Genomic DNA, 26,342 nt, shown 5'->3' with positions numbered 1-26,342 from the left:
TATGGCTTTAGATAAAAATGGAATTGCTAAACGTATAGCAAAAGAGGTTCAAGACGGTTATTATGTAAATTTAGGAATCGGTATTCCCACGTTAGTAGCCAATTATGTACGAGATGATATAGAAGTAGAGTTTCAAAGTGAAAACGGCGTTTTAGGAATGGGCCCTTTTCCTTTTGAAGGCGAAGAAGATGCCGACGTCATCAACGCAGGAAAACAAACCATTACTACATTGCCCGGAGCCAGTTTTTTTGATTCGGCTATGAGTTTCTCTATGATTCGTGGGCAGCATGTTCACCTAACTATTTTAGGAGCGATGGAAGTTGCTGAAAATGGTGATATAGCCAATTGGAAAATACCAGGGCGTATGGTAAAAGGTATGGGTGGCGCCATGGATTTAGTTGCCAGTGCCGAAAATATTATTGTAGCCATGATGCATACCAATAAAGCGGGCGAATCTAAATTGTTGAAGCGTTGTAGCTTACCATTAACAGGTGTTGGCTGTGTAAAAAAGATTGTGACTAATTTAGCAGTATTGGAAGTTACTGATAGAGGATTCAAATTGTTGGAACGCGCGCCAGGGATTACTGTTGAAGACATTCAAAAAGCAACAGAAGGAACATTAATTGTTGAAGGAAACATTCCTGAAATGACTATTTAAACTAATCGTTTTTTCCTATAGAAACAATTAGTCCTAATTGTATTTGGGTTTGACTGACTTTGCTGAAGTAGTCTTGCCATTGTTCTGCAGTATCTACATTAAAACGCAAAAGGTTGTAGTTAAAGCCTGTGAAAAAAGCAATGTGAGGGTTTAGTTTTAGCACAACATTCATTCCGGCATAGAGATTCATGCCATAAAAGCTATCACTTTGCGAGTTATTATATTTCTGCTGGATTTTTGTTGAACCACCGCCAATATAAGGCTCCAATGACCAGTGCTTGATAACATCCCATTGGTACTGAATTTTCGAAAAAATGGAAATGTATGAAGATCTGTCTATTACACCGATAGTGCTTGAGTTTATAGCTTCGTAACCGTTATACTCCCAACCAATTCCCAATTTAAAATTATAATATTTAACCAGGTTTAATTGTAATCCAAGACCAACAAAATCGGCATCATGTCCATCGGACAAAAAATTGTTGCCATGGTTCATTTGATGGCTAACATAGGAGTAGATTTGAGGCTTAAACGAAAGCGTCTCTGTTTTATCGGTTTCACTTGATGTTTCATCAGTAGTTTTTTGAGCCAGAACAATACCGTGTATCGCCAGAAATAGAAGTAAGAATATCTTTCTCATATTAGTAGTTTATGGTGTATTCGGTAACATCGTTTGAGCCTATAACAATAATCTCATTATAAGATTCCGATTCACCAGTAGTATTATTGCTCACTTCATAATGTAAAGTCAGATTTTGATTTTTGGCAACGGGTTTATAATAGGTGTCATAATAGTATGGATTTTCATACTCATTTTCTAATGGATTAACCCAAACAGTATATTCAGCGGTTAATCCATCTAGTTCAATATTAGTAATGTTATTTTCGGCATTTATCTGATTCAATGTTATTTCCAATTGAGAAACGTCATCGCTCTCAATGAGGATGATCGTACCTAAATTCATGTAATAATCCAAAAGGTCAGACTGCCAAATATTAACATAGTCCTTTTGATTAAACACAGGACCTCCTTTTATTTTTAAGGAAAAGTCAGTTTCGTTAGTTGGTTTCGGAATGATTAACTCAAAAACACCATCTGAATTTGTTTCGGTATAACCTATAAAATCCGAATCGTTGGAATTATAAACCCAAACTTCAATAGGATTGTTGTCTATAGGATCTCCATTTCTATCTTGAACAAGTCCTTCAAATATATATCGTGTGGAAACATCATATTGGATCTGGCAGCTATACAACAAACCCAATACAAAAAAGAGCAGTATCTTTTTCATAACAATTTTTATTTAAAAGTAAAAAAAGTTCCTTGACTAATAAAAATTGTAAGAAAAAAACTTTAAAACAGCGTTAAATGTTAAAAAATAATGCATTTCATCGAAAAATAATGCATTTAGACAGATTTATTCAAAATAAGTTACATATTAGCAGTCCCAAATTTAATGAACTGATTAACCAACTTTTTTAAAACTTTGAATTATAATTTTCCCAAATCTATTATAGTTTAAGTTTGAAGAAAAGCCCAAATCTACCATAAAACCTACGTTATGAATTTTGCCTCAAATCTACCTGAACAACCTACTTATAAAATGGGTTTGAGCGCAAAAATTCTTAAAACCAAACAATTCCTTAAAAGTTTAATATATCTAACTAAAAAGCTGTTTATGTTATAATCCCTTTGGGATGGCATGAATGAGTTTTTTGGTATAATCTTTTTGTGGATTATTATAAATAGTATCAGCATCATCCATTTCCTCTATTTTACCACTATTCATTACGATTAGATTGTCTGACATATATTTTACAACTGCCAGATCATGGGAAATGAAAATATATGTGAATCCAAAATTTTCCTTCAAATCGTTGAGTAAATTTAAAACTTGAGCTTGTACTGATATATCCAAAGCCGAAACGGATTCGTCACAAATAATTAATTTTGGTTCAAGTGCTATGGCTCTCGCAATACCGATACGTTGCCTTTGTCCGCCAGAAAACTCATGCGGATATCTATTGAAAACAGAAGAATCCAACCCTACTTTGTTGAGTAAATCATAAACCAGAGTTTCTCTTTCAGATGTATTTTTGCCTATACCATGAACCATCATGGGTTCCATAATCGTTTTTCCAACAGGGATTCTGGGATTTAATGAAGCAAAGGGATCTTGAAAAATAATTTGAATGTCTTTCCGAAATTCACGAGTAGCAGCTTTTGATAGATTGCTAATGTCATATCCTTTATATAAAATACGCCCTTTAGTGGCTTTGTCTAAAAGTAAAATAGCATTAGACAGGGTAGATTTTCCACAACCAGACTCACCAACAAGTCCGAGAGTTTCACCTTCGTAAAGTTTAAAATTAACTTTGTTTACAGCCTTAAAGCTATGAGGACTAGAAAACCAATCAGATTTTGAAATATACTCCTTTTCAAGATTTATAACCTCCAAAAGAGGCGGCTTGGAGTATAATTTTTTATGTGTTTCTTGACGTTCTTTGGTAGTAATTACGTCATGGTTAACAGTGTCGTTCATATAATCACTGATGGTAGCAAGCCTTTTATATCTAACGTTTAGGTCTGGTCTAGAATTAATTAGTGCTTTTGTGTAAGTATGGTTTGGAGATTTAAAAATTTCAATAACCGATCCTTGCTCCACAATGTTACCCTGGTACATGACTAAGACCCTATCACAAATTTCTGAAATGAGTGCTAAATCATGTGAGATAAAGAGAATACTCATCCCTTCTTCTTTTTGAAGTTGTTTCAATAACAAAATGATTTCTTTCTGAACCGTCACATCCAAAGCAGTGGTTGGTTCATCTGCAATTAAAATTTTCGGCTTACAGGCTATGGCCATGGCAATCATAACGCGCTGTTTTTGCCCACCTGATATTTCATGAGGATACGCTTTAAAAACCCGCGCTCGGATCTGGAAGTTTTACCTTTTCAAATAGTTGTAGCGTTTCGTTTTTTATTTCTTCCTTGCTTAATGAGGTGTGTTGCATTAGAATTTCAGCTACTTGTTTTCCGCATCGCATGGAAGGGTTCAGGGAACTCATAGGCTCCTGAAATATCATGGCGATGTTATTTCCACGAATTACTTGAAGCTCTTTTGAGGTTAATTTCGTTAAGTCTGAAGCGTTAAAACTAATTGTTCCAGAAGTAATTTTTGATATTTTTTTGGGGAGCAAACCAAGAATTGCCAATGATGATACGGATTTTCCAGATCCTGACTCTCCAACAATTCCAAGAATTTCATTGGGGTTTAGGTCAAAGGAAATATTATGGATAATTTCTTTTTCAATACCATTGCTAAAGAAAGAAATTGATAAATCTGATACTTTTAAAATAGGGCTTTTAGGCATGTTTAAATATACGAAATTCAGGACATCAGCTTTAATTTTTATATGTGAACAATTTCGTTCTCGTGGAGTAATTCATCACCTCGCAATCTTAAAAATATTTGTGCAACTGCTATCGTATCTTTCTCACAATAAGTAATAATTCGGTCTATATTATTTTCTTCATAATATACGCGATAAACTTCACTGCCATCAATATCGTCTTTTGGTGAAGGAATACCCAAAACATTTGTCAATAGTTTCAATGACGTGTATGTTTTATAGTCACCAAATTTCCACAATTCTAATGTATCCAGATGTGGTACTTCCCATGGTTTTTTACCGAATAAGTTTAGTTTATAGGGTAATTCAATATTATGAATGATCATACGTCTGGCTATATACGGAAAGTCAAATTCCTTACCATTGTGAGCACAAAGCAAATGTTTGTTTTGACTAAAATGCGTTATGAGTAGGTTTTTAAAGTCTTTCAATATTTTTACTTCGTCGCCATAAAATGAGGTGACACGAAATGTTCTGACATCGCCTTGCATTTTGAAATAGCCAACAGAAATACAGATTATTTTACCAAATTCTGCCCAGATACCGGCACGATCAAAGAATTCTTCAGCGGTAAAATCGTCTTTACGCTGATATTGCGATTTGGCCTCCCAAAGCATTTGTTTGGTCTCGTTTAAATCTGAAAAATGCTGTGTTTCTGGAACGGTTTCAATGTCCAAAAAAAGTATGTTTTCAAGATTTAGTTTACTGATCATGTTTAGTTATTTTCTAGCATATTATAGGCCTCTTCAATGTAAGTGGTAATATCTGGTGTAAAAGTTGCAATGGCGTCACCAGGCCCTTTTGAATGACCCAATCGTACAATAATCACATTATCATTGGGTTCAACAATAACGTACTGACCTAAATGACCGCGCATCATAAAAAATGATTTTCCATTCATCTTTTTTAACCACCAACCATATCCATATTCAGGACTAGCCTCAAAACGTGGTGTAACGGATTTGGCTATGAATGCAGAATCCAACAGCTGTTGTCCATTCCATTTACCATGATCCTTGTAGAGCTTACCCATTCTTGCAAAATCCTTGGCATTACTGGCTATACAGCAGTAGGCTTTTACCATATCATGTTCTTCGCTGTCAACCTGCCACAGTGTAGCGTTTTCAGATCCTAGTGGCTTCCAAAAGCTTTCAGTTAAGTAATCATATAGTTTTTTACCAGTTGCCCGTTCTAAAACCATCGCGAGCATTTGGGTGTCACCACTAGCATATTTATAACTGGTTCCCGGCTCTCGTACCACATCTAAACCTAACATCACTTTATCTAAATCGTCATCAAAATAAGCTCGCGTAGTGATTGAAAATGGCGAATAGTAACGTTCGTCCCAATTGGTTCCTGATGCCATGGACGACAAATCGCCAACAGTAAGCTTGGCAGCTTTTTCGCCTTTTCCTTCACAAAATTCTGGAATAAAATCGCAGATAGGTTGGTCCAAGTTTTTTATATAACCATCCATAATGGCTTTACCTAACATGGCTGACACATAACTTTTTGCCATTGAAAAGGAATTTGATTTCGAATTTTCATCAAAGTCATCATAATAAGATTCAAACCAAATACTATCATTTTTAATAATAACATAAGCAATGGTGCCGTTTTTGGCATTTATGTTTTTTAAAGTCTCAGTTGCTTCGGCTGAATTGTAGTCTTTATGATTTGGCCAAGGCTGAAGTGTGCCATTTTCAATTACTTCATTATCAAAATGCTTGTAATCTTCAAGATAAGCCGTTGTATATCCTTTAAGGTATATGGTTCTAACAGCTTTAAGTAGATAATCTGTATCGGTCAAGTACAATACAATAATGAGTAGTCCAAAAATAATGACAACCCATTTCAGGAATTTTTTTAAAAATTTCATGTAATAGTTTTAGTAAACTAAATATAGTAAAAATGATTATTAAAAAAGAGATTGTTGTTTATAAGGACTTTCATGTTCCAACAGCCATTGTTTTCTATGTAATCCACCAGCATATCCTGTTAAGCTGCCATCACTGCCTATAACGCGATGACAAGGCACTACAATCCAAAGCGGATTTTTGCCATTGGCATTAGCAACGGCTCGAATGGCTTTTACGTCACCTAATTTTTTGGTGAGTTCTAAATATGAAATGGTTTTGCCATACGGAATATTCAATAGTTCATCCCAAACTTGTTTTTGAAAATCGGTGCCCTGCGGATTTAATTTTATGTCAAATGATTGACGCTCACCATTAAAATATTCATGAAGTTGATACACGCAATCCTCTAAACTTTCTGGGATAACCTCTGAAACAATTTCTTCTGAATTTAAGACGGCAATAGATTCAATGCCATTGTCGTCACCAATAATTCTCGTGAACCCTAGTGGCGACGCTATGATACAACTATCCATTTAATTCGTCTTCAGGATCTTCGTCTTCTATTAAACCAATGCGTTTAGCACGTGCTTCCCAACTTCTTCTGGCCAGTTGCTGTAAATTAGGAACATCATCACTTTCATCCATGATTTCCATTCCCAAAAGGGTTTCAATAACATCTTCCATGGTTACCAAACCACTAACGCCACCATATTCATCCACCACCAAAGCCATATGGTTTTTACTTTCCACTAATTGTTCAAACAATCTTGGAATTGGCATGGTGCGGTTAATGACAATGATATTTCGTTTAATTTCTGTAAGAGGCTTATCTCCATTTCCAAAGGCCATTTCTTTGAAGACTTCATCTTTTAAAACCAAGCCTGTAATATTATCGGTATTATTAGTAAAAACGGGGATTCTTGAAAATTTGATATTGGCATTTTTCTTGAAAAATGACTCAATAGTCTGGTTTTCATCTTCTATGGACATGACCGTTCTAGGTGTCATCACATCTTTGGCTTGAACTTCTTTAAAAGTCAGCATGTTTTTTATGACCTTACTTTCAGATTCATGAAAAACACCTTCTTCTTCAGCTAAACTGGTCATGGCATGAAAATCCTCACGACTTAAAACGCTACCGTGGTGACCTTTCCCACCAATAAGCTTGGTTGTTAATTGCAACAGCCATAGAATACCTGTCCATCTTAAAGGGAATATTAAAACGGTTAAGGCTTTAGACGTAAAATTAGCCAACTGCTTCCAGTATGTAGCACCTATAGTTTTGGGAATAATTTCTGAAGCAATTAAGATGAGCAAGGTCATGATAGCCGAAACGACACCAACTGTATTGATTCCAAAAACTTCAATTTTATAAGGTAATTTTTCAGCCTCAATACCCACCATCATGGCTCCCAAAGTATGAGCAATGGTATTAAGAGTTAAAATAGAAATTAAAGGTTTATCCACATCCTTTTTAAGCTCCTCCAATGTTTGAGCATAGACTCTACCTTCCTGTTTTTTGACATTGATAAAAGTAGGCGTAACACTCAAAAGCACAGCTTCAAGAATAGAACATAAAAAAGAAAAGAAAATGGAAATGGTTGCCCAGAAAATTAATGCACTCATTAATATGATATTAAGTTAAGGCTAATTTACGAAATCAATTTCACAATATCCTTTGCAAAATAAGATGCTATAATATCTGCACCAGCACGTTTAATGGCGGTAATTTGCTCAAGCATCACAGCATCATGGTCTAGCCAGCCTTTTTCGGCAGCAGCCTTTACCATAGCATATTCACCTGAAACCTGGTAGACAGCAACCGGAACATCTACTTCGTTTTTAATTTCTCGAACAATATCTAAATAGCACAATCCAGGTTTAACCATCACAATATCGGCACCTTCATCAATATCCATTTCAGTTTCTCTAATGGCTTCAAAACGATTTGCAGGATCCATTTGATAGGTTTTTTTGTCTTTAGGGACATTGGCCATATCTACAGGGGCAGAATCCAAAGCATCACGAAAAGGTCCATAAAATGCAGAAGCATATTTAGCGGAATAACTCATAATACCTGTATTGTGATACCCTTCATCTTCTAAAGCTTCCCGAATACTTAAAATGCGACCATCCATCATATCACTTGGTGCTACAAAATCAGCACCAGCATTAGCGTGTGATAAGCTCATTTCAGCTAAAATTGCAACGGTATCATCATTTGCAATAAGGCCATTTTTAACTAGTCCATCATGTCCATAGGATGAATATGGATCTAACGCCACATCGGTCATAACCAACATATCAGGACAAACATTTTTAACTGTTTTTATAGCACGTTGCATCAACCCGTTTGGATTTAGTGCTTCGGTTCCTTGATTATCTTTTAAGTTATCAGGCACTTTAACAAATAATAAAACCGATTTTAAACCAAGCATCCAAAGTTCTTTTACTTCGTGTTCCAATAAATCCAAACTGTATCGATAATAATTGGGCATAGAAGCAATTTCCTCTTTTACACCTTTACCTTCAACTACAAAAAGTGGTACTAAAAAATCGTTTGGAGTAATAATGGTTTCACGAACCAAACTTCTTATAGATTCATTGGCCCTTAAACGCCTATTTCGAATTAATGGGTACATGTTAATGTTTGATTTTTTCAATTTTATCGTTCAATTTGTTCTGAATTTTATCAGCAAATTCAACTAAAGGTTTTGGGGCTTTAAATCGATAGCCAACAAATATTTGAAAATAAGGGATGTTGTCTGCTACACGAGAACTTCTATCCGCATCATGATTGAGTATTAAGTAACTATAATGGGCACCTAAATAAAGATTATCAATATCATAAGTTGCAGAGCCTCTGAAGTTTAATTCAGTCAGCAAGGTAGTCAAGGCTTCCTCATCTTCAGATTTTGACCTATTTAACCCAATGCCGGCAGAAACTCCTGCAGAAAGCAGCATGTTTTTTGTTGGAACAAAATTGTAGTAATATGATGGCGCAAAAGCGATATCAAAAGTATAATAACTATAATCAGTATATCCACCACTTGAATTCATGCCTTCTAAATTGAATTTTGAATAGTAATATATAATCCTTGGAATAAAGCTTCCGGTGCTTTTAAGCTGTTTCTCGTCTTGTGAAGTAATGGCTCTAAATGAAAAATTCTCATTCCATATATAGGAAGTCGCCCCACCTATTTTAAAGCTATTGGTTTTGGGAAGATAAGTTGTTTCGTAAATAGGGTTGTTAGACTTTAGGTAAAATCCTTTTTCTCTGTACAGATCAAAAGTTTGCATAAAGTGTTTACCTAAAAATGTCCTAAAACCTAATGTGAATAATTTGGAATCTTTGTTGTCTTTGTTTTCAGCCATAAAATTTGGAGCAAAGGAATAGGAGGCTGTTAAACCTCTGAAAGAAACAGATGCTCCAATCCGATTCTGTTTATTAGGCTCAAGATTAAAGGACAAAGGGGAATCGGGAGATTTAATTTGAAGTGAATTGGAAGTATTTACATAAAAAATTCTAGCGGTAATTCTATTTGGATATGCAACTTTGTACTCGGTTTCTTCTTTATAAACAATCTCCTCTTCAGTTTCCTGGGAAAAACATATTAAAGGTAAAACGAAAAGAGGAACAGATAGAAAAATTTTTTTTAAATCCATGATTTTGGTTGTTTTAAAACTTCAAGAAGTTTTGCTTCTTCACTTCCTGATTTTGGTTGATAATTATAAATCCATTGTACATGTGGGGGTAAACTCATTAATATACTTTCAATACGACCATTGGTTTTTAAGCCAAACAAGGTGCCTTTATCATGAACCAAATTAAATTCAACATAACGGCCGCGACGTATTTCCTGCCAATCTCTTTGTTCTTTAGAAAATGGTAAATCTTTTCTTTTTTCAACGATAGGGACATAGGCCTCTAAAAAACTGTCACCAACTTCTCTAACAAAGTTAAACCATTTTTCCATGGACATGACATCTGAAGTTTTGCAATAATCAAAAAACAGACCGCCAATACCTCGAGCTTCATTTCGATGCGAATTGTAAAAGTATTCATCGCATCTAGTCTTATAGGTTTTGTAAAAATCGGGATTATGCTTATCACAAGCCGTTTTACAAACCTGATGAAAATGTTTGGCGTCTTCCTCAAACAAATAATAAGGCGTTAAATCCTGTCCGCCACCAAACCATTGATCAACAATATCACCATTTTGATTATACATTTCAAAGTAACGCCAATTGGCATGAACAGTCGGTACAAATGGATTTTTGGGATGCAAAACCAAACTCAACCCACAGGCAAAAAAGTTAGCTTCAGAAACTCCAAAATGGTTACGCATGGTTTCAGGTAGTTCGCCATGGACTGCCGAAATATTGACGCCACCTTTTTCAAACACATGGCCATTTTCAATTACGCGTGTTCTGCCACCACCGCCTTCAGGGCGCTTCCAAATATCTTCTTGAAATTGAGCTTTGCCATCAATAGCTTCCAATTTAGACGTAATAGTATCTTGTAAATCTTGTATATATTGATAGAATTTATCTTTCATGGTATAATTCATATAACTCCATATCAAGAGTGTCTTCACCTGGAGGTGTGTATTCTTTTAATAATGTTTCTTTCCAAGTGAAATTATTATTGGTAGCTACTTTGATACTAGAGATATTGCTTTTGTTTACTATGATTCGTAGTGTTTTGAGGCCCATAGTTTTGAATGCATACTCAGAAAGTAGTCTAACAGCTTTAGTGGTTAGTCCTTTTTCTTCAAATTGATAACCAATACAGTATGCAAATTCACCTTGTTTTACTTCCCAATCAAGTTCTTTGATATAAATAATTCCTACTAATTGATGAGACTTTTTTTCTTTTAGAAGGAACACGAACTCTTCATTTGCTGAAAATTGCTTTACTTTTTTTGCTGCAAATGATTTGGCGAGAGTAGGAGTTAAATTTTGATATAAGGTTTGTGGAAAAAACCGCTTTAAACGATCCTCATTGGAAACAACAAAATCACAAATAGACCAAACATCTTTTTCTTGAATAATATCAATATAATATGAATCAAAACTAGCAATCAAAACCTAACTTTTGTATTCTTTTACAGCATCAATAAAGGCTTTGGCATGATCTAACGGAATGTTAGGTAGAATACCATGACCCAAGTTTACGATGTATTTGTCCTTTCCAAACTCATTAATCATTTGGGTTACCATCTTCTTGATTTCAGATGGCGGAGAAAACAATCGTGTTGGATCAAAATTTCCTTGCAATGTGATGTTTCCACCAGTTAAATAGCGTGCATTTCTTGGCGAACAGGTCCAGTCAATACCTAAAGCCGATGCCTTACTTTTTGACATCTCATTAAGTGCAAACCAGCAACCTTTTCCAAACGCAATAACAGGCGCATCCCCATGTAGTGCTTCAATAATCTGATTGATATATTGCCAAGAAAACTCTTGATAATCTGTTGGTGAGAGCATACCTCCCCAAGAATCAAATACTTGAACGGCATTACAACCTGCTTTCACCTTTTCTTTTAAATAAGCAATAGTGGTGTCAGTTATTTTTTGCAGCAACTGATGCGCTGCAACAGGATTGGTAAAACAAAATTCTTTGGCTTTATCAAAGTTTTTGCTGCCTTGCCCTTGAACACAATAACATAAAATAGTCCATGGTGAACCGGCAAAACCAATTAAAGGAATCTCATCGTTTAATTTTTCTTTGGTAGCCTGTATGGCTTGGTAAACATAATTAAGAGCCTCTTTCACATCAGGGACAATAACGTTGTCCACATCTTTTTGTGAACGAACAGGATTTGGCAAATAGGGACCAAAATTAGGCTTCATTTGGACCTCAATGTTCATGGCTTGAGGGATAACCAAGATATCACTGAACAAAATCGCCGCATCCATGCCATATCTTCTTATAGGCTGTACTGTAATTTCACTGGCCAATTCTGGTGTTTGGCAACGTGTAAAGAAATCATATTTTGCTTTGATTTCCATAAACTCTGGTAGATAGCGACCAGCTTGTCGCATCATCCAAACAGGAGGTCTTTCAACCGTTTCGCCCTTTAAGGCTCTTAAAAATAAATCGTTTTTTATCATGGTATCAATATGAGATGCTGAATGCAATTCAGCATGACAAAATTTTAAATGTAATGTTCGTTTACCAGTTCAATGACACTTTCAATAGTTGGAACTTTGGCAACACGTATGTCTTTGAAATGTTTTTTGGCTTCTTTGGCTGTTGTTTCTCCTATGCAGAAGGCAATCAATTCGGCATTGTTTTCTTGCCTATAGCTTTGTACCGTTGAAGGGCTATAAAACATAACACCTTCAACGGTTTTAGGGAGTTTAATGGCGTCAAGTTTGGTTTGATAGGCTTCAACTTCGACAACGGATATATTATTGTCTTCCAAAATGCTTGGTAAGGCATCTAATCGGATGTCACTACAGAAATAAGTTACTTGGGTTCCTTCCATGTATTCAACTAAATATTCAGCCAATTTTTTAGCATTTTTTTCTGCATGTTTGACGGATCCTATTCGATTTTCAATCAGTCGTTTCGTACGTCTGCCAACACAATAGATGTTCTCGAATTGTAATTCGGGCACAGAAAAATTATGCAGTAAGGCCTCTACAGCATTTTTACTGGTTATGACAACATTTTGAATAGGCTTTCTTACGACTTGAGGCTTTATTCTATTTAAGCTGATTTTTACAAAATCAGAACTATCAATAGCTATGTTTTCATGAAACAATTGTAATTGACCGTCAGTGAGGGTTTTGGTAGAATATATTTTTGTTTGTACGTCAGAATGCTTGATACTATCCATAAGTCGTTTGCCACCTCGCTCAAGAATATAGTCAGCGCAATATTGGGCAATCTTTTGGTGCTTCCCTAATTTTTCTGATCGTTTGACCTCAATTTTTTTAGATCCATCTGTGCTTAATAGGACACCTTCAAAATGAACTTCATCATCTTTAATTATGGCCAATGCACCAATAGGTGCTGTACAACCACCTTCCAATTTGTTTAAAAACTCACGTTCTATAGTGGTGCATATCTCTGTTTCCTCATGGTTGAGTTCTGAACAGACTGCCTTTATTTCTTCATCTTCCTCTAAAGCTGTAACCATTATAGCGCCTTGCGCTGGAGCAGGAAGCATCCAGTGTAAATTGATGGCATTTTCAGGGCGAAGTCCTATGCGCCCAATTCCTGCAGCGGCGAAAATCGCGGCATTCCAATGCTCATTGTCTTCTAATTTCTGTAAACGGGAATTAACGTTGCCTCTTAAATTTTCAATTTTGTGGGTTGGGTATCGGTTCAGCCATTGTGCGCGACGACGTAAACTTCCAGTCGCAATAACAGCATCTTTGGCCCCAAGAAACTCTTCGTTATTTTTAAAAACCAAGGTATCCCTCACATTGCCTCTTTTTAAAACAGCAGCCTGAACAATACCTTTTGGCAATATAGTTGGAACATCTTTTAAAGAGTGTACAGCAATGTCAATATCATGATTGAGCATAGCTATGTCAAGCGTTTTCGTAAATATGCCCGTTATTCCTAATTCATAAAGTGGTTTATCTAATACAATATCTCCCGTAGATTTTACAGGAACGAGTTCGGTTTTGTAACCCAAATATTCTAATTGATCTTTTACAACATTGGCTTGGTGTAAGGCTAGCTCGCTGTCACGAGTACCTATTCTAATTGTTCTGGACATGATGGGTAGTTTCTTCTAATTGAAACACTTTTTTTATAAGCTCTAGGCTATTATCTGTAGAAATGGCATCATCTTTTAAATGATGAGCAAAATGATTGGTTATTTTTTGAATAATATTGTTGCTAATAATTTCAGCTTGCTCTTCGTTAAAGTTAGCCATTTTTTTTCGTTGTAAATCCAGTTCAGCCGATTTAAAATCTTGAAGTTTATTTTTTAAGGCTTTAATCGTTGGTGCGAACTTTCGGGTATCCAACCAGGCATTAAATTCAGATTCTACTTCATTAATAATCTGTTCTGCTAAAGGAATATCTTGTTTTCTTTTTTCCAACGTATCATCAGTGATTTTAGACAAAAAATCTAAATGAATGAGTTCAATATTCTGTAACGACGTCACATTTTCATTCACGTTTTTTGGAATGGAAAGATCTAATATCAATAGTCCTTTATGGTTTTGAATAAGATGTTTGTCAACAGTTGGATTTTGGGCTCCTGTGGCAACTATTAAAATATCAGCTGCTTGAATCTCATCTTTTAAATCTTTATAATCCTTAACAACTAAATCAAATTTACCAGCAATGGATTCAGCTTTATCTTTTGTTCTGTTTATTAAGGTTATTTTTGAGTTTCGGGTATGTTTAACGAGATTTTCACAAGTATCTCTACCAATTTTTCCAGTTCCAAACAGCAAGATATTTTTATTGGAAATATCACTGATTGTGTTCAGTATATATTGTACAGAAGCAAAGGAAACTGAAGTAGCTCCACTAGAAATTTGGGTTTCAGTTTTTATACGTTTGCTGGCCTGAATGACTGCATTAACCAAGCGTTCTTGAAAGGCATTTAAAAGATTTACTTTTTTAGATGCAATAGCCGCTTGTTTTAACTGCCCAATAATTTCGAAGTCTCCTAAAATCTGACTATCTAAACCAGAGCCAACCCTGAAAATATGAGATATGGCTTCTTTGTTTTTGTAGACAAAGGCTACGTTTTGAAACTCTTCAACTGTGCCTTTGGTATTATCACAAAGCAATTTAATAAGTTGAAAGGGATGTTGGGCAAATCCGTAAATTTCGGTTCGGTTACAGGTTGATACCACAACCAAGCTTTCAACACCTTCTTTTTTAGCCTGAATCAAGAGATTTGTTTTTCCTTGTTGGCCCAAACTAAAATGGCCACGCACTTCGGCATCAGCTTTTTTATAGCTCAAACCAATGGCGTAAAAGGAACTCCCTTTTGAAATGTTGTATTGCTCCATGACCTGACTTGGAATTTACCAAGCAAAAATAAAATGCTCATAGCTATAAAAATAACGCCATAAGAACTTTTAGTATCGTTTGTAGTTTTTTGATTGTTATTTTCAATATAATATGATAAATGTCATACTTTTGCAGGTATAGTAATACATTCAAAACTATTTGTTTAGAATTATTCTAAATAACAAAGATTTTATGTTGGATAATAATCAAATAAAAAATACCGCAAGAGGTTCTTTTGAAGAAACGGAAGTTGACGACGGCTTCATCGTGTTAACCTTTAAGAATGAGGAAGATAAAGTAAAAACTGTTGAACGAGATATTGATAGCAGTTATATACAGTTTCATTTTTGTGTCAAAGGTAATTGTGCCTTTCAGTTTAATCAGGGTACTTATACATTATCCATAAAGGAAGAAACATCATTGTTATTGTATAATCCGCAACGCGATTTACCCATTCATTTAGATGTCAGTCCAAATTCGTGGTTGGTTTCACTGGTTATTTCAATAACAAAATTTCACCGATTGTTTTCACAAGAAGCGGACTATATTACATTTTTAAGTGATGATAATCGTGACAAAAAGTATTATAAAGATGGCACAATTACACCTTCGATGACTATCGTGCTCAATCAATTAATAAACTTCAATCTTAATAGTTCTATAAAGAACCTTTATTTTAAAGGCAAGGCTTACGAGTTATTAAGTTTGTTTTTTAATCGCACTGAAGAAGGCAGTGTTGAACAATGCCCTTTTTTGGCAGACGAATCCAACGTTATAAAAATCAGAAAAGCAAAAGATATTATTATATCCAGAATGGCAGAGCCACCAACTTTACAGGAATTAGCTGATGAAATTCAGTTAAGTCTCAAAAAATTAAAAGAAGGATTTAAGGAAATTTACGGAGATTCGGTTTTCAGTTTTTTGTTTGATTATAAGATGGAGGTGGCCAGAAAATTATTAGAGTCAGGCGACCATAATGTTAATGAAGTTGGTTTACGTGTAGGTTACAGTACAGCCAGCCATTTTATAGCTGCGTTCAAAAAGAAATATGGAACCACACCTAAAAAGTATATTATGTCCCTATCATCATAGGGTGTTTTTATTAAGTAAAAATTAAATGAAAGGAATATTATTAGTTAATCTGGGTTCGCCAGATAGTCCCAATCCCAAAGATGTCAAAAAATATCTCGGAGAGTTTTTAATGGATGAGCGGGTCATTGATGTGCCACTTTGGGCCAGAAACCTTTTAGTTAAAGGCATTATTTTGAATACACGCCCAAAAGCATCAGCAGCAGCATATAAAAAAATATGGTGGGATGAGGGCTCTCCGCTCATAGTAATATCGGAGCGATTAAAAGCGAAAGTTCAAAATCAAGTAACTTTTCCAGTTGCTTTAGCGATGCGATATGGCAGTATGACCATAAAAAAAGGATTTCAGGAATTAGTTGATAAAGGTGTTGATGAGGTGTTATTAATTCCTTTATATCCACAATTTGCGATGGCCACAACAGAAACCATTTTGGTGTTGGCCGAAGAAGTTAGAAAGTCGCATTTCCCTAATTTGGAAGTTACTGATTTACCAGCTTTCTATAATAAACCAAAATATATTGAGGTGCTTTCAAATTCGATTAAGCACCATCTTCAAGGTAAGAGTTTTGACCATTTATTGTTTTCCTACCATGGTGTTCCGGAACGTCATATTCGTAAAAGCGACGTGACCAAATCACATTGTAAAATTGATGGGAGTTGTTGTAAAACACCTTCAAAAGCCCATAAGTTTTGTTACCGACACCAATGCTTTGAGGTATCCAGGTTAGTAGCTGAAAAGCTCAATTTACAAGAAGGCACTTATTCAACCAGTTTTCAATCACGATTAGGGTTTGACCCATGGCTGCAACCATATACCGATCGTACGATAGAAAGATTAGGAAAGGAAGGTGTCAAAAATATGGCTATTGTGACGCCAGCATTTGTGAGTGATTGTCTGGAAACCCTTGAGGAGATTGCTATGGAAGGTCAAGAGATTTTTCATGAAATGGGTGGGAATGAATTTACAACCGTTTCCTGTTTAAATGATGATGATGCCTGGGTAAATTTATTAGCCGAATGGATTAACGAATGGGCCATGTCTGAAACCATTTTATCTGAATGAAAAAAACCACTTCTGTAGATTTAGGCATCGAGCCTATTGGAAAGCTATTGATTAAACAAGCTGTACCAGCTTCTATAGGCATTTTGGTCATGTCGCTTAATATTCTAGTGGATACTATTTTCGTAGGAAACTGGATAGGCTCAACTGCGATAGCTGCTATAAATGTGGTGCTTCCTGTGTCATTTTTTATTGCCGCTTTGGGAATGAGTATTGGTGTAGGTGGATCTTCAATAATTTCAAGGGCATTAGGGGCTAATGATAACAACAAAGCTTTAAAAACATTTGGAAATCAGCTAACTCTAACCTTATTGTTAACAGTAACCATGATAGCCTTTGGCTTGTATTATGTTAATGATATTATTCCGGCATTTGGTGGTAAGGGCACTATTTTTGAACCTGCAAAAATCTATTATAAAATTGTTCTCTATGGGGTGCCTTTTTTAGCACTGTGTATGATGGGTAATACCGTTATCAGGGCGGAAGGTAAGCCTAAATTTGCCATGTATGCCATGATGATTCCTTCGGTTGGGAATCTGCTTTTGGACTATCTTTTTATTAACGTTATGGATTTTGGTATGGCTGGCGCCGCTTGGGCAACCACGGGATCTTATTTGTTGTGTTTTACTTTTATCCTTTGGTTCTTTTTATCAGACAATTCTGAACTAAAAATTAAGTGGCATCACTTTGGACTAAACTTTCCCATTGTTAAAGAAATCAGTTCTTTGGGATTTGTAACTATGGCACGTCAGGCAGTTGTGAGTATTACCTATTTGTTTATGAATAACATTCTGTTTGAGCTTGGTGGAGAAACTTCGGTTACGGCCTATGCGATTGTTGGAAGGATGCTCATGTTTGCTTTATTTCCTGTATTTGGTATAACACAAGGTTTTTTGCCTATTGCAGGATTTAACTATGGTGCCAAAAAGTATGATAGGGTGCGAGTAACCATTAATACCGCCATAAAATATGCTGTTGTTCTGGCAACGATTGTTTTTGTTTTGTTAATGGCTTTCCCAGAAACCATTACACGCATGTTTACGTCGAATAAAGATGTTATTGCTCAAACACCAAGTGCTATGCGTTGGGTATTTGCGGCTACTCCCATTATTGCGCTTCAACTTATTGGCGCAGCCTATTTTCAAGCTGTGGGTAAAGCAATACCTGCCCTTCTGCTCACATTAACACGACAAGGATTTTTCTTTATTCCACTCATCTTCATTTTACCATTATTTTATGGTGAATTAGGCGTGTGGATGTCATTCCCAATAGCCGATGTTTTAGCAACCATTGTTACGGCGTACTTTTTAAATAGAGAAATAAAACGAAACCTGATAATCGAAATTGATTAGTGCTTAATAATCCTTATTTTTAGTCCGCATTAACCAATACCAAAAAAATTATGCGATTGTTATTATTTATTTTATGCCTACTGTTATTACCTGTTAATATTGAAGCGCAAACATTTGAAGAATCGCAATACGATGCTTTAGAATATCGTTTACTTGGGCCTTTTCGTGGTGGAAGAAGTGCAGCTGTAACAGGTGTCCCCAATAAACCAAACTTATTTTATTTTGGAGCAACAGGAGGTGGAGTATGGAAAACAACAGATGGGGGGCGTACATGGGAAAATATTTCAGATGGTTTTTTTGGTGGCAGTATAGGAGCTATTTCAGTTTCAAAAAGCGATCCAAATGTGTTGTATGCTGGAGGTGGAGAAAAAACAGTTCGTGGCAATGTTTCTTCAGGATATGGGATATGGAAAAGTGTTGATGCTGGAAAAACATGGGAACAGTCTGGACTGGATAAGTCGAGACATATTCCTCGAATCGCTATAGATCAAAGCAATCATAATGTGGTTTATGCAGGTGTTTTAGGAAATATCTATAAACCGACTACTGAACGCGGTGTTTATAAAAGTGAAGATGGTGGTAAAACATGGCGAAAGACCTTGTTTGTAAATGAACATGCTGGTGTAGTTGATCTATTAGTTGACCCTACAAACCCAAGAATTTTATATGCGTCAACATGGCGCGTACAACGTACACCGTATAGCTTAAGTTCTGGAGGTGAAGGGTCAGCACTATGGAAAAGTACTGATAAAGGCGAAACTTGGAAAGAGATTTCTTTGAATAAAGGTTTTCCAACGGATACCCTCGGTATTATTGGTGTAACTGTGTCTCCAGTAAATAATCAGCGTGTTTGGGCTATGATTGAAAACAAAGACGAAGGTGGTTTATACCGAAGTGATGATGGTGGTGAAACTTGGAATCAAGTGAATAGTGAGCGTAAATTAAGACAACGTGCTTGGTATTATACCAGAGTTTATGCTGATACAAAAGATGTAGATGTTGTTTACGTTTTAAATGTACGTTATCATAAAAGTACCGATGGCGGAAAATCTTTCGACATGTATAATGCTCCACATGGTGATCATCATGATTTGTGGATTGCACCCGAAAATCCAAATCGCATGATAATTGGAGATGATGGCGGGGCTCAGGTAACTTATGATGGTGGAGAAACATGGAGTACCTATCATAATCAGCCAACGTCACAGTTTTATCGTGTTACTACAGACAATCATTTTCCTTATCGCATTTATGCAGCACAACAGGATAATTCTACTGTAAGAATTCCACATAGAACAGATGGTTGGTCTATTACTGAAGATGATTGGGAAAGTACTGCAGGTGGAGAATCGGCACATATTGCTGTAGATCCTGATGACAATGATATTGTTTATGGCGGTAGTTATGGCGGATTTTTAACGCGTGTTAATCATAAAAAGGGAACTGTTAGAGCGATAAATGTCTGGCCAGATAATCCTATGGGATATGGCGCTGAAGGGATGAAATATCGTTTTCAGTGGAATTTTCCAATTATATTTTCAAGGCACAATTCAGATAGGTTATATACGTTTTCGCAGTATGTTCATGTTACAGAAAACGAAGGCCAATCATGGAAGATTATTAGTCCAGATTTAACCAAAAGTGATCCTGAAAAAATGAAATCTTCTGGAGGACCAATCACTCAAGACAACACAGGTGTGGAATATTATTGTACCATTTTTGCAGCTCAAGAATCACCTTTGAAAGAAGGCCTACTCTGGGTTGGTAGTGATGATGGTCTTATTCATATTACCAAAAATGGAGGCGAAACTTGGGAAAATATTACACCTAAAGGGATGCCTGAATGGATGATGATTAATAGTATTGAACCTAGTCCCTTTGACGAAGGCACATGTTATGTGGCAGGAACAAAATATAAAACTGGCGATTTTCAACCGTATTTATACAAAACAACCGACTACGGAAAGTCATGGACAAAAATCACAAATGGCATAAACCCAGAACATTTTACGAGAGTTGTCCGAGAAGATCCAAAACAAAAAGGCCTGTTGTATGCCGGAACCGAAACAGGCATGTATATCTCGTTTAATGATGGGAAAAACTGGCAACCGTTTCAATTAAATTTACCTATTGTTCCTATAACCGATTTAGCCATTAAGGATAATAATTTAATTGTGGCGACACAAGGAAGAAGTCTTTGGATAATTGATGATTTAAGTGTTTTACATCAGCTTTATGGTTCAAATACAGATAACAATTTCTTGTTTAAACCAAAAGACTCCTACAGAATGGATGGCGCAGGACGATCAGGCAGTAAAACAGCCGGAACCAATCACCCAAAAGGTGTAATGACGTATTTCAATTTGAAAGATTATAAGGACGATGATGAGGTGAGTTTAACTTATTTCGACCAGAAAGGTGATACCATTAAAACGTTTAGTACAAAAAACAAAAAAGAAGACAAGTTAGAAGTTAAAAAAGGCATGAATCAGTTTAACTGGAACATGACGTATGATGGAGCCGAAAAATTAGATGGGATGATTTTATGGTGGGCGAGTTTATCTGGTCCGCAAGCTGTGCCTGGAAATTATAAAGTAGAGTTAAAAGTTAATGATGAGGTGTTGTCAAAACCTTTTACAATTTTAGCAGATCCCAGATCTGAAAGTTCTCTAGAGGATATGAAAGCACAATTCGATTTTATTACAGATGTAAACAAAACCTTGGATGAGTCTCATAAAACCATAAAAAAGATTCGTAAAATTGACAAGCAATTATCTGCTTTTGAATCGCAATATAAGGATGATGAGCAAGTACTAGAATTAATTGAAAAGTCAAAGACACTACGTGAGCAATTTTCAGAAATTGAAAAAGCACTATATCAAACTAAAAATCAAAGTGCCCAAGACCCTTTGAATTTCCCCATTCGTTTAACTAATAAACTAGGCCATTTAAATGCCTTGGTTAGTATGGGAGATTTTGCGCCAACAGATCAAGATCTTGCCGTAAAAAATGAATTATCTGCAAAAATTGAAGAACAATTAAAAGCTTTTAATGTATTGGTTTCGGAAGAAATAAAAGCCTTTAACACGGCATTTAATAATAAACAATTAAACTATTTATTCATTGAAGATTAATGGAGTACTATAATTACATCAAATCCCTTCACCTCATTTTTGTCATAACATGGTTCGCTGGATTATTTTACATCCCAAGATTGTTTGTTTATCAAATTGAAGCCTTTCATAAACCATCACCCGAAAAAGAAATTTTAGGTAAACAGTTAAAAATCATGGCGAGACGCTTATGGAATATCATAACATGGCCATCGGCTATTTTAGCAACAGCCTTTGCGATCTGGTTACTTATTTTAGTTCCATCGTGGTTGCAGCAATCGTGGATGCATGTTAAATTGGGGTTTGTTGTTTTATTGATTGTTTACCATTTAAAAACCCATCAGTTTTATAAGCAATTACAGCGGGATGAGGTTCGTAAATCCTCTAATTTTATGAGACTATGGAATGAGGGCGCTACCTTTATTTTGTTTGCCGTTGTTTTCTTGGTGATATTAAAAAGTGCATTTAATTGGATTTTTGGAGTTATTGGAATTTTCGTTTTAGGAATTCTACTGATGCTTGGATTTAAAATTTACAAAAACATCAGAAGTAAAAATCCAGATGCTTAAAATGTATTGGCTTGATTATTGCTATATTTAGGCAACTACAAAACAGTTATGAAACTAGGTAAACTGTCCTTACGATTTCGCATCTTCATTGCCATGATTCTCCTGGTACTACTAGCCTCGGTACTTATTGCGGGTGTTACCATTTATCAATACAATGAAGAAGCTCGAGATTATCACCAAGATAGATTGGAGCGCAAGGAAGAGAACATCCGTTCAAGTATTGAGTATACCATCAAGGAGACTACTTATCCGGTTACTAGTGAAAATGTTCCACTTATTTTTAAAGACGAAATTTATGAGATTGCCACCGTTCATAATATGGAAATCAATCTCTATGATTTAGAGGGTGGTTTGATAAAATCATCTAAAGCTAGTTTTGCAGCCGATTCCATTCCAAAATGCCTGGATGCTAATATCTTAAATACGGTTTCCAATACCTTGGATCATAGATATGTGAATAAAACCATTGAGAATGAAGAAGGCTATTTATCGTCCTATTCCATTATTACGGATAAGAAATTTAAACCGCTGGCCATCTTAAATTTACACTATTTAGAAGATGATGATTTTTTAAATAAGGAACTCAACGAATTCCTGGAACGTTTAAGTTATGCGTATGTGCTCATGCTCATCATAGCGGTGGTATTGGCCTATTTTCTTTCAAAATATATTACCAAATCGCTGAAGACTGTTAGTGATTTTATGAGCAAGACGCGTTTTGAAAAACGCAACGAAAAGATAGATATTGGTACATCGAGTCAGGAAATCGAAACGCTCATTAATGCTTATAATAGTATGATTGATGAGTTGGAAGAAAGTGCCGTAAAACTGGCAACCAGTGAGCGCGAACAAGCTTGGCGCGAAATGGCCAAACAGGTGGCTCATGAAATCAAAAATCCGCTAACACCCATGCGATTGAGTGTTCAGAGTTTCCAAAGAAAGTTTGACCCAACGGATGAGAGTATCACCAAAAAAGTAGATGAATTCAGTAAAACCCTGATTCAGCAAATAGACACCATGAGTTCCATTGCCTCGGCATTTTCGAACTTTGCCAAAATGCCTGCGCAACAGAATGAAACCTTAAATGTGGTTAAAATTGTGAAGCTGGCGTTGGATATTTTCAATGAAGATTATATTATCTTTAAAGCAAGTGATGACGAAATTATTGCCAAGTTTGACAGAACCCAGCTCATACGTGTGGTGACCAATTTAGTAAAAAACGGTATTCAGGCATTCCCCGAAAACAGCAATAAAACACCACAGATAATCGTTGAGGTAAATAGTGAAGGCAACATGGTAAATGTGATTGTTTCTGACAATGGCAGAGGTATTTCAGAGAAAAACAAATCTAAAATATTTGAGCCCAAGTTCACCACCAAAACCAGCGGTATGGGACTCGGATTGGCCATGGTAAAAAATATTGTGGAAACTTATAATGGAAATATTACCTTTACATCACAAGAAGGTGTAGGCACGACATTTAAAGTAACCTTCCCTAAAGAATAATGAAAATTGGTGATTGAGGCGGACAGTGAGGCTCACGAACTGGTCGAAATCACCTTAAATCCATATCAGTAAAAATGACTTACGAAAACATCTTATCGAAAACCGAAAACAGCATAAACTACATTACCATTAACCGACCTAATAAATTAAATGCGCTGAACAAAGCGACCATCCAAGAATTGCATGAGGCCTTTAAAGCGTCTGATTCTGATAAGGCCGTTAAGGTTATTATTGTAACAGGTAGTGGTGAAAAAGCATTTGTGGCAGGTGCTGATATTTCTGAATTTGCCGATTTTGATGTTGAAAATGGAGGCAAATTGGCTGCCAAAGGTCAGGAAATATTATTCGATTTTGTTGAGAATTTGGGTACACCTGTTATTGCTGCTGTAAATGGTTTTGCATTGGGCGGTGGTTTGGAATTGGCAATGGCCTGTCATTTTAGAGTGGCTAGTGACAATGCCAGAATGGGATTACCCGAAGTGTCATTAGGAGTTATTCCAGGTTATGGCGGTACTCAACGATTGCCGCAGTTAGTTGGCAAGGGTCGTGCTATGGAAATGGTCATGACTGCTGGTATGATTGATGCGCAAACGGCTCATAGTTACGGATTGGTAAACCATGTGACTTCACAAGAAGAATTGATGCCATTGGCTGAAAAAATCGCTGGTAAGATTATGCGAAACTCCTCGGTTGCCATTAAAGGCGCTATCAAAGCCGTTAACGCTAATTACCAGGACGGTGTAAATGGTTTTGATGTTGAAATTTCAGAATTTGGAAACTGTTTTGGTACTGCCGATTTTAAAGAAGGCACCACTGCCTTTTTAGAAAAACGCCAAGCCGATTTTCCAGGTGAGTAATTTTTAAAAGTTCGCTCAACGGTTTCGTATAACCGAAGTTACTGCTTTAAAATATACAAAATAGTCCATTTGGCGCCGAAGTAAGCAATTACCGAGTGGATTCGAACGTAGTCGAATCCTCCGTAATTGCGGTTATTACATTGTTGTAATCAGTTTTATTTTTTAATGATCTTGATTTGTGTTATCATTTTGTTATCATTGAATACTTCCATCATATAAATTCCATGACTTAAAAAACTCAATTCTGAAATAGACATTTCTTTTACTTTCGAGTTTTTATTGATTGCTCTCAATAACTTTCCTTTAATATCAAAAATTAGTACCGAATTAAAAAGGTGATTGTCGGATTTTAAAGTAATAAAGTCACTGACGGGGTTTGGAAAAACTAATATTTTATTATTTAAATTAAAATCTTCAACAGATAAGTTATCATCAAATTCTTTTGCACCAATATCAATAATTGTAGAATTGAATTGATTTGAAATAGTTGGATCACCCGCATTTATGGCTACAGAAGATGAGGCTAATTCACAAAATTCAATATTTGTAGGGTCAATTGTAACTAAATTGGGTTCAATAAAAATATTGTAGTATGTATCTGACTCTGTGCCATTCTCATTTTGAGTAATAATTGTTCCAACTCCTACGGGAAGATTATTTCCAATTCCAGAACCGTTATTATGGAATAAGTTAAAAGCTACAATTGATGGCATTGGCTCACCTTCAGACCTAATGGCATAATAGGAACTATTAATAATAATATTTGAGTTTATACTGGGGTTTGGGTTGAAAATATCATTATCATAAATTCCTATACCACCAGCATTAGAAAAAAGAGTATTATTCCATATTGAGGGTTGTCCACCGGGAATCATTATTCCGTAATGACCAAGAATTGATCCTATTTCAAAAACAATATTCCGTTTTATTGGAATATTTGCCCAAGATTGAATGCCATAAATTCCACAATTAGAAACTTGATTACTAAAAACAGTTGTAGAATTACTTGCTAAATGAATTGACATTCCAATTAAGTTAATGTTTGAGATTTTATTGTTTTCAATTGTAGTTTCCGAGCTACTATTAACATAGATTCCGTAAGAGCAATTTTTAATTTGATTACCTATAATATTAACAACACCAGCATCTCTTACACTTATAGCACTTTCTTCACTATTCTGGATAATACAGTTTTCAATATCTAATTCTCCTCTAATATGAACAATACCATAATTGTCATTATTATCTTGTTTTCCATATTCAATGATACAATATTTAAGAATAGATCCTGTCGACGAAGTATTTATAAATATCTGATTCCAATCGGTATTTGTAGGAATAGAGCTAGTAGAAGTGAATATTATATAATTATTTTCAGTTCCAACGGCATTTAAAGTACCATTCACAATTAGTGAAAAATAGCCATCAAATTTAATTTCAGTATTTGGTTCAATGGTTAACGTTTGACCAACAGGAACTGTAATGTTTCCAGTTACAATATAAGTATTGCTACTAGTCCAATTTCCAGAAACATTCCCAGATACATAAACAATTAAATTTGAATTCAAAGTGACATCGGGTAAAGTCATATCTGTACTGATGAATTGGTCATTAAGAACATATGTCTGATAGCCACTTTTTTCATAACTTATATCATAAACACCATTAACTACAGGAATATTAAAAACACCACTAGAATTAGTAAATCCTTCACTGTAAACAGCACTCCCTGAAACTGGAAAAAATTTAATAACGATATCACTATGATCTGAATCGTTATCTAAAAAGGCATTACCATTAACATTTGAACAATAAATAAAAAATGGAAGGAGAAGAAGAATTAATGCAACAAGTTTTTTCATAATAATGT

General features: G+C 35.5%; 22 protein-coding genes and 1 pseudogene. 8 read left to right on the top strand and 15 right to left on the bottom strand.

Going from position 1 to position 26,342, the window contains the following annotated elements:
- Position 1: 1 nt before the first annotated feature.
- Positions 2-658: a 3-oxoacid CoA-transferase subunit B gene (locus ACKXGU_RS08230; protein WP_463464865.1), complete on the top strand. Its 657-nt coding sequence runs from the start codon at positions 2-4 to the stop codon at positions 656-658.
- 1 nt (position 659) lies between these two features.
- Here the strand turns inward: ACKXGU_RS08230 and ACKXGU_RS08225 are convergent, their stop codons facing one another.
- The 14 genes and pseudogenes from ACKXGU_RS08225 to hemA form a co-directional block, all read right to left on the bottom strand.
- Entirely contained in the window at positions 660-1,298 is a 639-nt protein-coding gene (locus ACKXGU_RS08225) for a hypothetical protein (protein WP_463464864.1), read from the bottom strand.
- A gap of 1 nt (position 1,299) precedes the next feature.
- Positions 1,300-1,950: a hypothetical protein gene (locus ACKXGU_RS08220; RefSeq protein WP_463464863.1), complete on the bottom strand. Its 651-nt coding sequence runs from the start codon at positions 1,948-1,950 to the stop codon at positions 1,300-1,302.
- A 390-nt stretch (positions 1,951-2,340) separates the two neighbouring features.
- Positions 2,341-4,033: pseudogene (locus tag ACKXGU_RS08215) on the bottom strand (ABC transporter ATP-binding protein).
- A 38-nt stretch (positions 4,034-4,071) separates the two neighbouring features.
- Positions 4,072-4,785, bottom strand: a complete 714-nt coding sequence (locus ACKXGU_RS08210; RefSeq protein ID WP_463464862.1) for a 3'-5' exonuclease — start codon at positions 4,783-4,785, stop codon at positions 4,072-4,074.
- Positions 4,786-4,787: 2 nt separating this feature from the next.
- A complete protein-coding gene (locus tag ACKXGU_RS08205; protein ID WP_463464861.1) occupies positions 4,788-5,951 on the bottom strand; it encodes a serine hydrolase domain-containing protein in 1,164 nt (387 codons plus the stop codon).
- 39 nt (positions 5,952-5,990) lie between these two features.
- Complete coding sequence (locus tag ACKXGU_RS08200) at positions 5,991-6,464, bottom strand: methylated-DNA--[protein]-cysteine S-methyltransferase (RefSeq protein WP_463464860.1); 474 nt, start codon at positions 6,462-6,464, stop codon at positions 5,991-5,993.
- The gene (locus ACKXGU_RS08195; protein WP_463464859.1) at positions 6,457-7,557 is read right to left on the bottom strand and encodes a CNNM domain-containing protein; all 1,101 of its coding nucleotides are present in this window, start codon (positions 7,555-7,557) and stop codon (positions 6,457-6,459) included. The genes ACKXGU_RS08200 and ACKXGU_RS08195 overlap by 8 nt, the downstream gene beginning before the upstream one ends.
- Before the next feature lie 26 nt (positions 7,558-7,583).
- A complete protein-coding gene (hemB, locus tag ACKXGU_RS08190; RefSeq protein ID WP_463464858.1) occupies positions 7,584-8,573 on the bottom strand; it encodes a porphobilinogen synthase in 990 nt (329 codons plus the stop codon).
- A 1-nt stretch (position 8,574) separates the two neighbouring features.
- On the bottom strand, positions 8,575-9,597 hold the full coding sequence (locus tag ACKXGU_RS08185; RefSeq protein ID WP_463464857.1) for a DUF4421 domain-containing protein: 1,023 nt from the start codon (positions 9,595-9,597) through the stop codon (positions 8,575-8,577).
- On the bottom strand, positions 9,588-10,490 hold the full coding sequence (gene hemF, locus ACKXGU_RS08180) for an oxygen-dependent coproporphyrinogen oxidase (protein WP_463464856.1): 903 nt from the start codon (positions 10,488-10,490) through the stop codon (positions 9,588-9,590). Before hemF ends, ACKXGU_RS08185 begins: the two co-directional genes overlap by 10 nt.
- Positions 10,480-11,019, bottom strand: a complete 540-nt coding sequence (locus ACKXGU_RS08175; RefSeq protein ID WP_463464855.1) for a GNAT family N-acetyltransferase — start codon at positions 11,017-11,019, stop codon at positions 10,480-10,482. The genes hemF and ACKXGU_RS08175 overlap by 11 nt, the downstream gene beginning before the upstream one ends.
- A 3-nt stretch (positions 11,020-11,022) precedes the next feature.
- Positions 11,023-12,048, bottom strand: a complete 1,026-nt coding sequence (hemE, locus tag ACKXGU_RS08170) for a uroporphyrinogen decarboxylase (protein WP_463467418.1) — start codon at positions 12,046-12,048, stop codon at positions 11,023-11,025.
- 44 nt (positions 12,049-12,092) lie between these two features.
- A complete protein-coding gene (gene hemC / locus ACKXGU_RS08165) occupies positions 12,093-13,670 on the bottom strand; it encodes a hydroxymethylbilane synthase (RefSeq protein WP_463464854.1) in 1,578 nt (525 codons plus the stop codon).
- Positions 13,654-14,925, bottom strand: a complete 1,272-nt coding sequence (gene hemA / locus ACKXGU_RS08160) for a glutamyl-tRNA reductase (protein WP_463464853.1) — start codon at positions 14,923-14,925, stop codon at positions 13,654-13,656. The genes hemC and hemA overlap by 17 nt, the downstream gene beginning before the upstream one ends.
- 193 nt (positions 14,926-15,118) lie before the next feature.
- Here hemA and ACKXGU_RS08155 point away from each other — a divergent pair, with 193 nt between their 5' ends.
- The 7 genes from ACKXGU_RS08155 to ACKXGU_RS08125 all read left to right on the top strand — a co-directional run bounded on the left by ACKXGU_RS08155 (position 15,119) and on the right by ACKXGU_RS08125 (position 24,472).
- Positions 15,119-16,018: a helix-turn-helix domain-containing protein gene (locus ACKXGU_RS08155; RefSeq protein WP_463464852.1), complete on the top strand. Its 900-nt coding sequence runs from the start codon at positions 15,119-15,121 to the stop codon at positions 16,016-16,018.
- Positions 16,019-16,043: 25 nt separating this feature from the next.
- The gene (gene hemH / locus ACKXGU_RS08150; protein ID WP_463464851.1) at positions 16,044-17,078 is read left to right on the top strand and encodes a ferrochelatase; all 1,035 of its coding nucleotides are present in this window, start codon (positions 16,044-16,046) and stop codon (positions 17,076-17,078) included.
- The gene (locus tag ACKXGU_RS08145) at positions 17,075-18,427 is read left to right on the top strand and encodes an MATE family efflux transporter (protein ID WP_463464850.1); all 1,353 of its coding nucleotides are present in this window, start codon (positions 17,075-17,077) and stop codon (positions 18,425-18,427) included. The genes hemH and ACKXGU_RS08145 overlap by 4 nt, the downstream gene beginning before the upstream one ends.
- Before the next feature lie 50 nt (positions 18,428-18,477).
- Positions 18,478-21,561, top strand: a complete 3,084-nt coding sequence (locus ACKXGU_RS08140) for a VPS10 domain-containing protein (protein ID WP_463464849.1) — start codon at positions 18,478-18,480, stop codon at positions 21,559-21,561.
- The gene (locus ACKXGU_RS08135; protein ID WP_463464848.1) at positions 21,561-22,109 is read left to right on the top strand and encodes a CopD family protein; all 549 of its coding nucleotides are present in this window, start codon (positions 21,561-21,563) and stop codon (positions 22,107-22,109) included. The genes ACKXGU_RS08140 and ACKXGU_RS08135 overlap by 1 nt, the downstream gene beginning before the upstream one ends.
- A 48-nt stretch (positions 22,110-22,157) precedes the next feature.
- Positions 22,158-23,615: a sensor histidine kinase gene (locus tag ACKXGU_RS08130; protein ID WP_463464847.1), complete on the top strand. Its 1,458-nt coding sequence runs from the start codon at positions 22,158-22,160 to the stop codon at positions 23,613-23,615.
- Positions 23,616-23,689: 74 nt separating this feature from the next.
- On the top strand, positions 23,690-24,472 hold the full coding sequence (locus ACKXGU_RS08125; RefSeq protein ID WP_463464846.1) for an enoyl-CoA hydratase/isomerase family protein: 783 nt from the start codon (positions 23,690-23,692) through the stop codon (positions 24,470-24,472).
- A gap of 155 nt (positions 24,473-24,627) precedes the next feature.
- Here the strand turns inward: ACKXGU_RS08125 and ACKXGU_RS08120 are convergent, their stop codons facing one another.
- On the bottom strand, positions 24,628-26,334 hold the full coding sequence (locus tag ACKXGU_RS08120; protein WP_463464845.1) for a T9SS type A sorting domain-containing protein: 1,707 nt from the start codon (positions 26,332-26,334) through the stop codon (positions 24,628-24,630).
- Between the last annotated feature and the right edge of the window lie 8 nt (positions 26,335-26,342).

It is taken from the genome of Hanstruepera sp. CR43, assembly GCF_055227665.1.
The sequence above is the reverse complement of the archived record's forward strand: the minus strand, read 5'-3'. Positions and strand labels throughout refer to the sequence as shown.